This is a genomic window from Solirubrobacter ginsenosidimutans (assembly GCF_027587205.1).
The window spans coordinates 42,785-56,404 of record NZ_JAPDOD010000011.1; the positions used below are offsets into that span (position 1 = coordinate 42,785).

Sequence of the window (13,620 nt, forward strand, 5' to 3'; positions counted from 1 at the left end):
TGCTCCCTTACGCGAACGCGATGTTGTGGGCGGCCAACAGCGGGTCATCGACCAGGCGCCACAGGGGCACGGCCACGTTGCGCTCGGCGTACTCGCCGCCGAAGTGCAGGCCGATCACCCTGCCGGTCGTGAGCTCGACCACGCAGGAGCCGCTGTTGCCCCACAGCGTGGAGCAGTCGTGCGCGAGCACGCTGCGGTAGTCGTATGTCGTCATCCCGCTCGAGCGGCCCGGCTGCAGCCGTTTGACGCGGAAGATGCGCTCGAAGATGCGCATCATGTGGACCGCGTCGTTGCGCTGCCCGTCCTGGACCGGGTGCCCGACGACGTACACCTCGAGACCGTCGAGCTGCGCGGGCTCCTCGCCGGCAAGCGTCAGCGGTGGCGGCGGCTCGAAGGCGGCGCTGGACCCGACGGCGATCAGGGCGAGGTCGTACTCCGGATGGATGCCGAGGACGTCCGTGACATCGAGGCGGACGGACGTCACCGCGGCGTGCTCGGCGGCGTAGTCCACGCGGGCTCGGGTGTCCGCGCCCAGCGTCACCTCGACGCCGTCCCCGGCGGCGAAGGCTTTTGTCACGTGGCGGTTCGTCATCAGCACGCCCGGCGCCACGAGGAATCCGGTCGCGACCCACCGCGAATTCGGCGGCGGCGTCACCTCTACGCGCGCGACGGCGCGGATCACTCCGTCGATCGACTCGCGATGGTCGGCGAGCTGGACCCAGTCCGGCGGTGGTGTATCGAACGTCCCGCCCGTGATCAGCAAGGCGGGGCGGCCGTAGAGCAGGATGATCGCCTCGAGCGCGGCGACGTCCGCCGGCTCGGAGGGAGCGGCTCCGTCCGCGACCTGCGCGAGCGCGGCGGCGCCGCGGTCCAGGATGCCCGCCGCGCGCAGATCGGCGATCAGCGGGTCGGCGCTCGACGCGGTCTCGACGCCGATGGCGGACTCGCGCCGGTCCGCCGGCGAGGGCTCGGCGGCGTCGCGCCGCGCGCGTGCGACGGTGGCGACGATGTCGCCGAATGACCGGCGCGCGAGCGCGGCGACGGTCGCGGAGTCAGCATGTCCGGCCAGGGCGTCGATGAGCAATTCTGGAGTGAGCAGGACAGGCGTGTCAAGTGCCGGTCGCGGCGCGCGGATAGAGCTCCGCGATGAAGGCCTTATCGCTCTCGGAGAGCCGCATGTTCCAGCCGATCTCGAACGCGCCGTCGGTCAGCTCCTTGGGCACCGGGTACTCCATGATCGACGTCGGGTCGAAGTCGGTGAACTGCGTTGTGCTGCGGTCATAGCGCCTGAGGACCTGCTGGTCGACGACGCGCTTGGACCACCCTCGGGCTCCGTAATAGCGGTACACGGCTTCCCGGTTCCACGGGATGCCGCCATCCGGGCTCTGGTGCTCGTGGATGCACCCGAGCGCATGGCCGAACTCGTGCAGCACGACGCGCGAGTACTCGTCGTCGGTCGAGTCCGACGTCAGCCAGCCGAAGTTCATGGTCGGGCCGCCCCGCGGGAAGAAGTCCTGGTTGAGCGCGTCGGTCCCGACCGCCGACCAGGACGATCCATCGCCGAGGAAGGCGACGCGTATCTCGGCCTCCGTGCTGCTTCCGAATTCGAGGCGGATGTTGGCGTACTCCTCCCACTGGCGGGCATAGGCGACGACCTTCTCCTGCACCGCCGGCATGCCGCTGAGAAACGTGACGCGCAACGTCTTCCCCGTCTCCCACTTCTTGGCGATCTCGATCGCCATTTCCTCGGCGCCGTAAGCGCTGGGGAGATCACGGTCGATGCACACCCTGGGCGTATCGTCGCTCATGCGTTCCTCCTCGTTAGGGGTGCAGCCGCCGCGCCGGCGGCGACGTCCTGGTCGGCGTGCGCAGCATCGGTGGAGCTCAGGCGGGCGAGCGCCTCCACCCCTTCGACCGCGGGCCGGTCCTCGTCGTAGAGGTCGAACCACGGCAGGCCGGCGGCCATGTACGCGGCCGCATCGACCGGCGTGGGCGGCGGTGGGCGCCCAGTGAGGGCCCGGTAGGCCGCGCTGTCGAGGATGTGCACGCGAGCTCGCCGGACGCTCGCCGGATCCCATGTGTCGATGCCGTACGGGTCGCGGTAGACCCGCTGCCGGATCTGCCCGCCCGCACCGAGGCCCATCGGCGCGCCGTGCTGCGGCCCCGCCGGCGCTTCGGCGGCCGGTGGCCGGTCTTCGAAGATGCCCGGTCGCGGTTCGTAGACCAAGAGGTCAAGGCCTCCGCGGCGTTCGGCGCCGATCAGCTGTCCCTCGGCGCTCAGTCCGGCGCCGAGGACGGTGGCGACGAACTGCCGGATCGCGCCCGTACTCGTGTTGAAACCGTCCAGCCACGGCTGCAACGGCGCGACGATGTAATTCTGCGGGTCGTCGCGCAACCCCTCGTCGCCGGCGGCGCCGGACACGGCGTTGATCGACCCCGCGAAGACCTGCACCGCGTTCGGCTTGAAGTCGGCGCCGCCAAAGCCAAGCCAGAGCGCTTCGCTTGGGTACATCGTGATGAAGTGCCCGCCGTCGGACCGCCATTGCGGTGGCCCGCCCTCGCCCAAGGCCTCGACCGGGTACACACCGAACGGGCCGCAGCCCGGTGGCAGTGGATACTCACGGCCGTCTTCGGGGACCCGCAGCGTGCGCTGGAAGGACACCGTGAACCGCTCGCCGATACGTAGACGATCACGCTCTTGGGGTTCCGGGAGACCGGGCATGGTCGACGTCGGAGCGATCATACGCAGCATGGAAACGGCCACGCTCGTGGCGCACGTCATCTGGGAGCCCGGGCGCGAGTACGCGCAGGCGCTGTTCGCGCACCTCTTCGAGGACTCCGACGATACGCCGGGCCTCCGCATCCCCGTGTACTTATCCGTGCGCGCCGCGCGCGCCGTGCCGCGGGACCTCGGCCGCGTGATCGCGCTCCACGCGGTAGCGCCGGAGCTTCGCCCGCAGACCCTCGCTGATCGTCTGAGCCACCGGCTGTGGGGTGGCGCTCGCGATGACCGGCTCACCGACGTCGCCCGCCGCCAGCAGGGACGGCAACGCCCGGAGCGGCACCGACCTGCTGGCTTCGTGAGCGTGGACCGCTGGCTCCGACGCCCGCTGAGCGGCATGGTGGTCGGCATCTCGGTCTCCGCGCCGCCGCCCGATGACCTGCTCGACCGCGGCCTGATCAGTGCCCACGTCAACCACATGTTCGTCGAGCTTGCGCGTCACCTGCTCGCGGCCGGGGCGACCCTCGCCTACGTTGGCGACCTGCGCCAGCGAGGGTTCACGAAGCAGCTCCAGCATCTGCTGATCGTCCACGCCCGACCGGGAGAACCTGAGCGTCGAGCGCGTGCAGCAGTACCTCGCGTGGCCGATCTACCACCGCCGGCGGCAGGCCGATCTGACGTTGATGCAGCACGCCAAGGTGACGCCCGTCCCGCCGCCGTTCGAGCACGTCCCGGACCCTGCGACGTTTCGGCACGACGCCTCGCCAGAGCTCGAGGGCTTTGGCGGCTGCGCCGGCTGCCGGGCCGACGTCGTCCGCGGCGCAACGCCCGCCCAGCTCACGCTGGCGTACCAGGTCGAGCACACGCCCGGCTACGGGGACCTCGTGGACCGCCTGGGGGACATCGACTACGCCTCGCTGCTCGACACGATCCGCCGCCATCGCGACACCAGCGTCCCCAACGGCCTGACTCCCGAAGAGAACGGGCAGCTGCTCGGCGACCTACCCAGCACGTTCACGGCGGAGCTGCCAACGTTGGCCGTTGCGCGCCAGTAGCTGTTGAGCGACCTGCAGCGGCTCAACGGCGTTCGCTTCGACGATGGCTCGCTGCCGCTGAGTGATTGGCCGGCGTTCGCGCACCAGCTCGCCTCGTCGCTCACTCAAGCCGACGTGTTCGCCGCGGCGCTCGAGTCGCTGGGCGTCGCCGATCCTTGACGCGTTCACGCCGCAAGGCGGCCGAGGATGCCGCGGAAGACGCTGCTTTCCTCACGCTCCGCGGTCAAGGCGACCGCCATCTCCAGCCAATCCCGTAGCGGGACCGAGCCGTCCGCCAGGCGATCGACGCCGGCGAGCCGGCGGATGTCGCTCAGTACCTGCGTGCGCGGCTCTGCCATGGCCGGCAGCTGGCCCGCGACGAACCGCTGATTCACGTTGCCGAGCAGGATCTTGCGCCGTCCAGGGTCACCCAGGCCTGTGGTGAGGGCGGCGTCGACCAGCGCTTGGATCTCGGCTTCGGGAATCGGCAAGCTCACGCCCCGAGAGCAAGCGCCACGGCGTGTCGCACGGACGGGCTGCCCGGCGCCGCCGCGAGTGCGCTCTTGAAGAGTTCGTCGAGACGGCCTACTAATTGAGCCTGGTCGAGGGCTCGCGCCCACGCCTGTCGCGCTTCGTCCTCAGGGCCTGGCTCCAGTCGGCCGGCCAGCACGTCGAACAATTCGGGCGCGTTGTCGTCGGCCAGCGCGGACGCGATGTCCCCGCGCCGCTCCTGATCCAGCCGGCCGACGCCGGCGACACGAAGCGCGCGCGCCAAGACCTGCGGTGCATCACGCCCGACTTCGGCGGCGACCGCGCGTGCGAGGTCCTCGTGCGCGGCGAGCTGCGCGTCGGACGCCGCATCGAACTGCGCGACAAGCCGCTCCGTCAGGTAGTGCACCGCCCCCGGGTCCTCTCGATCTGTCCTGGCGGTCTGGAGCCGAAGGCGGCGGAGATCGAGCCCGAGGAGGCGGATGCAGTCAGGTTCGTACGAGGCGGCGCCGACCGCCTCGTCGAGGTACCGGCCGGCGCTCACCGCATCCTCACCGGCCAGGTCCGCCGCGAGCTCCAACAGGACGACGATGGCTCCCGGGCTGCCGTCACGCCGCGTCGTATCGATTGCTGCATCGATCAACGCGCGGGCTTCGGCGATCCTTCCAAGCTGGGCGAGGGCCCGGGCCTCGAGCGCGTACAGCGGACTGTCGGGACCGCGTGACGATCGCTGCCTGAGGCGCTCCAGCGCTGCACCGGGTTCGCCTACGGCGAGCAGGTCCGCCGCGCCACGCGCCGCGTCCCGCTCCCAGGTGACATCGGAGAGCTGAGCGAGCAGGCTCGGGTCGAGCTCGGAGCCCAATCGGGAAGCGAGAGTCGCCCGGCTCCTCGCCGGCAGCTCGGTCTCAGCGCCTCGCAGATATCGCTCCACTCCCGCGACCCAGCGGTCGTCGACGTTCTGGCCCAACCGGAGCCGGTGATACAGCTCCTCCGCGCGCGCTTCGGTCCCGTCTCGAACGGAATAGAAGTCGACCGCTCGTGTGTCGAGAGCGCGCACCTCCGCAGGCGACTCCTGCTGAACGAATGGCAGAAGGGCGCGACGGAGGTCGGGGCGATATCGGAGTACGCCATCGTCCTCGCCGACGCTGACGAGCGCACTCTCGCGGCGGATGCTCTCGAACAGCTCGGCGGGCGACCTCGCATCAGCGTCAAACTCGATCGCGGGAGTCAGGACTTCGTCGATCACCTCCGGAGTTACCCGCCGCAACACGAGCATCAAAGGCATCAGCCTGCGGACGTCTGGATCGGGGATGTGCGCGACGAGGCGGCTGTAGAGCGCGGCCTGGATTGCGTTCTCCCCCACCGTGAGCACGCGCCGTGAAGTGGGGAGATCTGTAAGCGGGCCTCCCTCCTGCGCGAGCACCGCGGCGGCGAGCTTGAGGGCGAAAGGGCTTCCACCGATATGCCGGACGACCTCGGCGGCCGTTTCAGGGTCTGTCCCTGCCGACGCTCTGACGTACGCCACCGCTGACTGTGTGTCGAGCTCCGCGAGTTCCAGCGTCGGGCACCGCAGGCCGCCTGGGGCGAGCTCCACCGGGCCGCGGCTCGCGATGATCGCGCGAAGTCCGGGATGCGCAACGGCGAGTCCTTCAAGGAATCGGCACAGCACCGCCTTGCCCGCGCCTTGATAAGCAAGCTCCTCGTATGAGTCGATCACGAACAGGAAGGTGGGATGGCCGGTCAGTTGGCTCAGCCGCGCGAGGCTCGCGAGCAACTCAGTCGCCTCTTCGAGCGTGCCTCGCGCGTCCGCCTCGCGCGACGGTGTGCCGGCGGCGGCCGCCTCGATCGCGAGCTGGCTTGCCGCGACCCGCAGCCATGTACGCCAATCCGTGACGTCGAGTGCCGCGTCAGCAAAGTCCAGGTACACGAACGGCATCGACTGACCAGCCCCGGGGGCGGCATGATCGAGGATGAACCGGCCGATCAGCGTCGTCTTGCCGACGCCGCCCGGTCCTGTCACCGCGAGCGGAGGTCGCCGCCCGCGGCTGCCGGCGTGCTTGCGGAGGGTTTGCAACTCGTGCACCCGGTCTGTGAACTGCTGCCCAGCGAGCCGCACGAACGGTTCGACGAGCCGCCGCCGGTCCAGCAGCGTACGCACCGCGCCCGGTTCTGGGACGTTGCTCACGAGCCCGTGCAGCCACCGGGCGGCCTGCAGGCTGGCGGACAGCTCCTCCATCGACTGCGAGTCCAGTGCAGGAGCCGAACCCCGGATGTACGCCGCCAGCATCCGCTGCGACGGATCCTGCCGGCCGGCCTGCGCCGGGTTGGCGTCGAGGGCGCGCATCATCGCCACCCGGTCCTCGAACTCCGCGAGGATCTCGGCCCGGACGTTCGAGCGCAGCGTCCAGGCGGACCGCCGGCCGTGACCAGGGGCTGGCTGAAGGTCCTCAAAGAGGAGTCGCATGGCCTCACCCGGCACGGCTGAACCGCCAAGCGGCGCTAGCTCCTCGGGATCGAACACCGTGAGCACCGCGGCGGCCCGTCGGTATCGCAGGCGCTCGGGGTCCGGCGGCGTGATCCCGCGGCCGAGGTCGCTCCTCTCGAGGAGCCGGGTTACCACCTCACCGGTCCATCGGCGTTCCATTCACGCCTCGGCCGCCCGCTCCAGGGCATCGCTCGCGGCCCGCAGGCGCGCCGCCATCCGCTCGAGGCGGCCGTCATCCTCGGGCAGCCCGTTCATCACGTGAACCGTGGCGGCTGAGATCGCGTCGGGTAGGAACTCGCCCGGCAACCGTTCGAACAGCCTCTTGAAGAAATCGTCGACTTCGAACGTGCCGATGCTCGACGGGCTCGGAAGTTCCTCAAACTCGATCGCGTGGGCAGGGACGCCGGCGAGCTCGCCCGGGAAGTCGATGAGGACGAGGCGTGTCCCACCGGGCAGAGTCGCGACGTCGCGTGCCAGCTGCCGGATGAAGCTGAGGGTGTCGTCGCGGAAATCAGGCGCCCCGAAGCCGTCCAGCGCCAGCCACCAGTTGCCCCCGGCACGTGGGACCTCCGACAACGTCCAGCGAGATAGCGTGCGGGCGGCGCGTGCCGGTTCCTCGTCGACCTGCGGCAGCGACCAGGTGTCCCGGCCCATCCGGGCTACGAGATCGGCCGCGAGATCCACCGGTCCGTACACGGGCGTCATATCGCTGGGGAGCTCGACATGGGCGACACCGAACGCCCCCGACGCCTGACCGACGTGCGAGAGGAAACGCACCGTGTACGTCTTGCCGCTTCGCGGCGGTCCATTCACGATGAGGACGCGGGCATCGTCGAGCAGCCTGCGAACCGAGTGTCTCAGCGCGTACCGGTCTACGAACGGGAGGTTGCCGGCGAGCCGACGCGCGTCGATCGCGTCCTCGACGCTGACGCCCGCCGCCGGCTCCGGCTCCTCCGGCGGACTCGGTGCGTACACGACGCCGGACGGCCCTTCCGAGCGCAGGTGCTCGAGCAGCGCAGCGATCTCGTCGGTCTCGGGGAGCGCGGCGATCAGGCGCACGAGCCACGGCGGCAGATACCGCGATCCGAGCGTCTCGGCGAGGTGGAGCGCGTCGCTGGCGTAGTCACCGGGGAACTGGCAGTAACGCAGCTTCCTGAGGAACTCGCCGTCGCCGACGAGCGCGCCCATGAACGCGCGCGGATTCTGCTCCAGAGCGATCCTGTCCTCCAGCGCCCGTGTGACGAATTGCCGCTCCGTGTAGGTCAGCACGTCGGTGGCGATTCTTCTCCGTCGGCCGGGTATGTGTCAATCGCGCCGTCGGATCGGGGAACCTCCGCGGCGGGCGCCGTCTCGGTGAAGCACGAAGGTTGGGCGCGAGCGCGACAAGGGAGCACGCATCAAACAGGCCCTCAACGGGGCAAAGCCGCGTGGCAGACTCGAAGCTCCTGGCGTCTGCGCTTCGCTAGGTCAGTCGCCCGCGCCCCCCCGCAAAATCTAACTCGACACGACGCCACTGGCAAGGGCCTTGTCGTCAGCGCACGTGCGGGATGGTGTGGATGAGCGTGTCGCTCTTGTCTGCGAGCCCGAGCCGGTGCCGCGCCCTCAGTAGCCGCCGCCGGGCCGCGGGGCGCTTCTTGTCGGACGCCAACAGATGCCCCTCGCGCAGCGGTGTGATCACCGTGCCGGGTAGCCGAGCCCTTCGACGCGCTGCGGCAGGTCGCGCCGCAGCCGCTCCGACGTCCGCCTGGGTAGCGTCGGATGATCACGTCGTCGTACTCGTCGCCCGCGAGCGTCCGCTTGATCGACTCGAACGCGTCCTCGCCGCCCAGCAAGCGTTCGACGCAGGGCTCGAGCAGGCCCGTCGGCCCGCTTGCGGCGTGCTCCTGCGCCGTCAGCGCCTCCTCCAGCGTCCAGTCGGCGGCTCGCCGCGACGCACGTTCGGGATCGCAGTGCGAAATGTGTGGGCCGCTCGAGCGCGCTCCGCTAGATCTCCTGCATGAGGACCGGCGTCGACGCGGCGCGGCGAAAATCAGCGTGCGATGCATCCGCCGACCAACTTAGGGCCGGAGCGAGCCCTAGTCAGTTGCTCGCGGTCAGGCGGCCGCGGAATATTGAGGTCCGGGCCTCCGTCCGGATCACGCAGCACACGTTGGACGAAGGCTCCGATGCCCGGACACACCAGCCTACGGGAAGTCGCGGCGCGTCCGAATTGGAGCGGAAGTCCGAGTCGACGATCACGCGCTCGGAACCGGAGACCTGCGATCGCGCGCTCGCGCAGGCGTTTCTGGAGGCCGTCACCCCGGCCGGGGTCCAGGCCACCGCGCACGCCATCCAGACGCTGCAGGGCGAACACGACGAGCGGGTCGGACTGCAGCGGCTCGCCGTCGAGCGTGCCGTCTACGACGCCGAACGCGCGCGCCGGCAGTACGACGCCTGCGAACCCGAACACCGCCTCGTCGCCCGATCCCTCGAACGCGCGCTCGAGGCCGCGCTCGCCGAGCACGACGCCCAACAGCGCGCCCTCATCACGCTCGAGCAGCGCCGTCCCGTGCCGCTCGACGACGGCGAACGGCGCGCCCTGGCAGGCCTCGCGGGTGACCTCCCGCGCGTCTGGGCCGCGTCCACGACACTGATCGCGATCGCAAACAGCTTCTGCGTTCCCTACTCGACGACGTCGTCCTCACCGTCGACCGCCCGCACCAGCAGGCGCGCCTCGAGCTGTTCTGGCAAGGCGGGGCCACACCGAACTCGCCGTCATGCTCAACCGCGTTGCGGCCAAACGCACCGACACCTCCGAAGATCTCGTCGCGCTCATCCGGCGACTCGCCCAGCACAGCGCAGACGCCGAGATCGCCATGATCCTCGCCAAGCAAGGCCGGCGCACCGCCACCGGCCTGAGCTTCACTGCCACTCGCGTGGCTGGCATCCGCGAGCGCGCGCACATCCCCGCCGGCCCGCACCACCAAGCGACCCGCGACGATGGCGTCTCGATTCACGAAGCCGCCCGGCAACTCGGCGTCTGCACCCAGACGGTCCGCCGCTGGCTCCGCGAAGGCCTGCTGCCTGCTCAGCAAACCACGCCGCACGCGCCCTGGCGGATCACGCTCACCGAAGACGTCGGCCGCCGCTTCACCCCCGCCGTCCCCGACGACTACGTCCGTCTCGCCGAGGCCGCAGCCCGAACCGGCCTCGCGCGCCAAACGATCCTCAACCAGGTCCGCCGCGGCGACCGCGACGCCATCCAAGTCACCCAAGGCCAACGCCGGGGGCTCCGCGTCCAACTCCATCCCGACGAACAAGGCCTCTTGAACGACGAGGCGAGCGGCAGCCAATGATGTCTCGAGTGCGTCGAGAAGTGCCACTTTCGCTCGCCTTCCCGTTGATGGAGCGGCCTGGCTTCCACGAGATCGATTTCCCACGTGTGGAGTGGAAAGATCGAGCACTCGCGCGACCACGGCGGCCCTGCGACGATCGCGTGCGGCCCAGGCGATCTCACAACCCGAGAGCGCGCGCAAACGCTGCTGTGGCACAGTCGCGCTTTTCACGACTCCGCTTGCGCGCCCGCACGGCGCAATCCGGCGGCACGCGGCGGGAGCTCCCGGCCAACTTAGAGAGCCCCGCCGCCAATACACAACGACACGGAGTTCGAGGGCGAGGGCCGGGGGCGGCCGACGCGGGTCGACTCCATCGGCGATCGTCTCACGCGAGTGATCATCGGGCGCCCGGGCCGGCGGGCGTGACCACGGCACCACCTCGGGTGATTGGATCGACAACACCCTGCAACGGCTGGACAAGAGTTGCTGAGCGTGCTTAGAGTCAGCAGCGATGCCTGAGCAGGAGTTCAAGTGCCCCGAGTCCGGCTGCGGCCTGACCGTGGTGTACAGCGGTCGCGACGTCATCCCGGGCCTCGCTCTGCGGCGCAACGACCTCCCCGCGACCGCCGAACGCCGCACCGTCTACCTGACGTGCCACAACCATCACACGCGCGCGTACGAAGTCGTGATGAAGGGCGATGCCGATGAGTGAGCCGACGCCGCTCGAGGACCTCGTCGTCAACGATCGATACTGGCTCGGCCGCGGGCGCGAGCTCACGACAGGCTCTCTGACATTCCGGGAGAGCGCCGCGACGGCGCTGACCGGGGCCGTCGGCTGGTTCTGGACCGTCTATACGGTGGCCGCGCTGGTCGGCGTGGCCCTCGCCGACCGCGATGTCGGCCTGGCGGCCGGCGCCGCGCTTGCCGCGCCAGCGCTTCTGCTCCTGATCGCCTACCTCACGGCGACGTGGGCCGCCCTGCCGGTCGACATCGCCTTCGATCCTCGTGATCCGCTCGAGATCCGCGCCGCGCACATCGGCGCCGTCCGCGCCCTGAGCCGCCGGCTGCGGATCACGGTCGGCCTGCTGATCGTATCCGCGGTGGCCGTCGCGATCGCGGTGACGGTCACCGCCACGATGAGCCCCGTCACCCTGGGGACGTTCGCGGCGCGGGTCGACAACACGAACACGATCTTGATCGGCGGCCGGTTCCCTCCCAACGCCGACGTGCAGTTCGTCGTGCGCTCGTCGAAGCCGGTGTATCGCGCGATGGCCTTGCGGGTCGCGGGCCCGAAGGGTGATCTCGACACGCGTGTGAACGGCGTCGCCGGCGGGACCACGTACAGCGTGACCGCGCAATGGGTTCAGGACAAGGCGACCTACGCGGTCACCCGCGAAGTGAAAGCGAGTTGACATGCCGATGACTTGGGGCGAAATCGTCACCGCCCTCGCCGTCGACGACGGCGTCGAGGCCTACCTGGACTGGGCGACCGGCCTCCTACGAATCAATCGCGCGTACGACGAGTGGCGGCAGGAGACCCCGAGCCATGTCTTCGCGGAGACGCTCGCGCACGAGTCGTTTCACCTGGTACAGCTTGCGACCACGGGGTACGGGTACCGGCTCTCTGCACGGCTGTTCGACCTCGTGCGTCGCGCACTGACCGCGACGGCTGACGTCGAGATCCCACCCGGTGCGAGCGCAGAGGTGGCGCGGCTGCTGTCCGTACTGGACGCGGTCGGCCCCGAGGGTGTGACGGCGCGCTCAGTGTTGGAGTCGCACGCGTACTTGGTGCAGAAGCAAGCGGTGTGGACCGGGCTGACGGCTGCTTCGTACGACGCGATCCTCGTCTCAGCGCCCGCACCTGAGTACCGCACGGCGTACGAGTTCGCGCGCGACCATCTCGCCGACGAGACGTTCACGACGTTCCCGCTGCTCTGCTCGCTGGCGCTGCTTACGGCCGATCCGGCCGAGACCTTCATCGCGCTCGTGCACGAGCTCGACCGTCGTTCGCTGCATTACGAACCCGGCACGGCTCGAGCGCTTCTCGGCCTCACCGAGGCACTCGCCGGCAGGTTCCTCGGGACCGCCGCGGACGTCCGGCGCGCGCAGGGCCTCCGTCATCCGCTGCTCGATCCCCTGCTGGACGCCGTGGACCATCGCCGCGCGTCCGGCGGCGTGGACCCGATCGAGGGCCTCGCTCAGCCTTTGGCGCTCTACGCCGCGATCGCGTTCAAGACGCTGCGGCCGATGCTGTTCAACCCGACCTTGCGTCCGGATGGTGGTCCGCAGCTCCCCCTCCATCTCCCCGAGGCGGTGTGGGCGGAGTTCGCGCCGGAACAGCGCGACGCGACTGCGCGGGCGGTCATGCTTGTGGCCGCCGCGAGCGCGGCGATGTTCGGCGCAGCGCCCATCGAGCGCGCTCACCCCGCTACGGTGCCGGTCGCGGCGCCGACGCGTCCGGCGCGTCGGATGATGCGAGTCGATGTGACGGACGCGGAGGTCAAACGGCTTGACGTCGACCGCCTCGTCGCGATCTTCTCGGATCCCTCCGTGATCGGGAGCTGGCGCGGCCTGCAAGGGCAGATCGTGCTCGCCTTCCCGGGCTACGGCGTCGACGACGAAGATCCGCCCTACCTGCACCCGGACGTGCGCCGGTTTCTGCGGCACGCGTTCGACCGCATCCCGACGCTGCTCTACTTCCTCCCGCCCGATCCCGAATACGGCGTGCTGCTGGCGTTCCTGTCCGTGCACAGCCCGTCCGAGGCGAGCACGATGGTGGGGACACAACTGGGAGTTCAGCCAAGCGCGGAAGCCATCGAGACGCTCGAGGCCCAGTTGCGAAGCGTTGCGCGCCTTGCTGACACGCTGGGGGACGACGCGGACGCCATCGTCCGCGCGCTGGTCGCGCCGCTCGGGCCGGCGGCCGCGGCCGCGCTCGCGTCCGGGTAGCCGAGATCGCACCCGGACCGACGCCGAGTACCACCCACGGCCGCTCCACGACGAGCGGGGTTGCGGTCGTCGGGCCAGTATCAGCGCCGCCCGACGCGTCCAACCACCGTGCGACGAGAGGCGGCCCGAAACTGGACGGTGAGGCTCGTTGGAAGGCGCCGTACGGGTCTCGCAGCCGACCTTCCGGCTGAGAAGCGCTAGCGGCGGGCTGGTCGGTCCAACGAGCGACCCTTTAGTAGCTCTGATCGTTCTGGCACTTCGGAACAGCGCCGCAATTGTGTACCGAAGCGCCGAGTCTGTGGAAACGCATCCCTTTGTGCAAACGCGCTTCTTTCGATGGTCGTCGAAATATATGCTTTTGTGGATTTGCATCACTCTCGTCGCGGGCCACCGGCGGCTGCGACCGGCGAATCAAGTCGCCTGGCAACGCGTCGAAACTAGACGAATAGCGACAGGCCGTGTCGCACACCGCTCCTATCTTCGCCAGCGTGACGGTGCGATGCGACTGCTGCTCGAAGCCCACACAGAGTCCCAGAGGGGAGCCGGCGATCTGCAGCGAGTGCGTCGAGGAACGCGCAGGCTGCGGACCGGTCGAGTTGCCGGTGCAGCCGCAGCGAGCCGCAGGCT

At 69.8% G+C, this 13,620-nt stretch carries 13 protein-coding genes and 1 pseudogene; 7 read left to right on the forward strand and 7 right to left on the reverse strand.

The window, feature by feature from the left end; genetic code table 11:
• Nucleotides 1-7 precede the first annotated feature (7 nt).
• The 3 genes from OM076_RS13580 to OM076_RS13590 are packed head-to-tail and all read right to left on the reverse strand — an operon-like array spanning nt 8 to nt 2,764.
• A complete protein-coding gene (locus OM076_RS13580) occupies nt 8-1,084 on the reverse strand; it encodes a trypsin-like serine peptidase (RefSeq protein ID WP_270040516.1) in 1,077 nt (358 codons plus the stop codon).
• Between the two features lie 25 nt (nt 1,085-1,109).
• The gene (locus tag OM076_RS13585; RefSeq protein WP_270040517.1) at nt 1,110-1,808 is read right to left on the reverse strand and encodes a zinc metalloprotease; all 699 of its coding nucleotides are present in this window, start codon (nt 1,806-1,808) and stop codon (nt 1,110-1,112) included.
• Nucleotides 1,805-2,764 (reverse strand): hypothetical protein, encoded by a 960-nt coding sequence (locus OM076_RS13590; protein ID WP_270040518.1) that lies wholly within the window; start codon nt 2,762-2,764, stop codon nt 1,805-1,807. Before OM076_RS13590 ends, OM076_RS13585 begins: the two co-directional genes overlap by 4 nt.
• A 355-nt stretch (nt 2,765-3,119) precedes the next feature.
• On the opposite strand from OM076_RS13590, the pseudogene OM076_RS46845 reads away from it, so the two are divergent.
• The 3 genes and pseudogenes from OM076_RS46845 to OM076_RS13605 all read left to right on the forward strand — a co-directional run.
• Nucleotides 3,120-3,278 (forward strand): annotated as a pseudogene (locus OM076_RS46845) (hypothetical protein); the annotation flags it as partial.
• 67 nt (nt 3,279-3,345) lie between these two features.
• Complete coding sequence (locus OM076_RS13600) at nt 3,346-3,777, forward strand: hypothetical protein (protein ID WP_270040520.1); 432 nt, start codon at nt 3,346-3,348, stop codon at nt 3,775-3,777.
• A gap of 3 nt (nt 3,778-3,780) precedes the next feature.
• Nucleotides 3,781-3,936, forward strand: a complete 156-nt coding sequence (locus tag OM076_RS13605; protein WP_270040521.1) for a hypothetical protein — start codon at nt 3,781-3,783, stop codon at nt 3,934-3,936.
• Nucleotides 3,937-3,941: 5 nt separating this feature from the next.
• On the opposite strand, the gene OM076_RS13610 is transcribed toward OM076_RS13605, so the two are convergent.
• The 4 genes from OM076_RS13610 to OM076_RS13625 all read right to left on the reverse strand — a co-directional run bounded on the left by OM076_RS13610 (nt 3,942) and on the right by OM076_RS13625 (nt 9,242).
• Complete coding sequence (locus OM076_RS13610; RefSeq protein ID WP_270040522.1) at nt 3,942-4,253, reverse strand: hypothetical protein; 312 nt, start codon at nt 4,251-4,253, stop codon at nt 3,942-3,944.
• On the reverse strand, nt 4,250-6,889 hold the full coding sequence (locus tag OM076_RS13615) for an AAA family ATPase (RefSeq protein WP_270040523.1): 2,640 nt from the start codon (nt 6,887-6,889) through the stop codon (nt 4,250-4,252). Before OM076_RS13615 ends, OM076_RS13610 begins: the two co-directional genes overlap by 4 nt.
• A complete protein-coding gene (locus OM076_RS13620; RefSeq protein ID WP_270040524.1) occupies nt 6,890-7,999 on the reverse strand; it encodes a P-loop NTPase family protein in 1,110 nt (369 codons plus the stop codon).
• A gap of 760 nt (nt 8,000-8,759) precedes the next feature.
• Entirely contained in the window at nt 8,760-9,242 is a 483-nt protein-coding gene (locus OM076_RS13625; protein WP_270040526.1) for a hypothetical protein, read from the reverse strand.
• Nucleotides 9,243-9,486: 244 nt separating this feature from the next.
• Here OM076_RS13625 and OM076_RS13630 point away from each other — a divergent pair, with 244 nt between their 5' ends.
• The 4 genes from OM076_RS13630 (at nt 9,487) to OM076_RS13645 (ending at nt 12,993) form a co-directional block, all read left to right on the forward strand.
• Nucleotides 9,487-10,065 carry a helix-turn-helix domain-containing protein gene (locus OM076_RS13630; protein ID WP_270040527.1) on the forward strand — a complete coding sequence of 193 codons (579 nt, stop codon included), beginning with the start codon at nt 9,487-9,489 and terminating at the stop codon, nt 10,063-10,065.
• 490 nt (nt 10,066-10,555) lie between these two features.
• A complete protein-coding gene (locus OM076_RS13635; protein ID WP_270040529.1) occupies nt 10,556-10,756 on the forward strand; it encodes a hypothetical protein in 201 nt (66 codons plus the stop codon).
• Nucleotides 10,749-11,456: a hypothetical protein gene (locus OM076_RS13640; protein WP_270040530.1), complete on the forward strand. Its 708-nt coding sequence runs from the start codon at nt 10,749-10,751 to the stop codon at nt 11,454-11,456. The genes OM076_RS13635 and OM076_RS13640 overlap by 8 nt, the downstream gene beginning before the upstream one ends.
• Nucleotides 11,457-11,463: 7 nt before the next feature.
• Nucleotides 11,464-12,993 (forward strand): hypothetical protein, encoded by a 1,530-nt coding sequence (locus OM076_RS13645; protein WP_270040531.1) that lies wholly within the window; start codon nt 11,464-11,466, stop codon nt 12,991-12,993.
• The last annotated feature ends 627 nt before the right edge of the window (nt 12,994-13,620 follow it).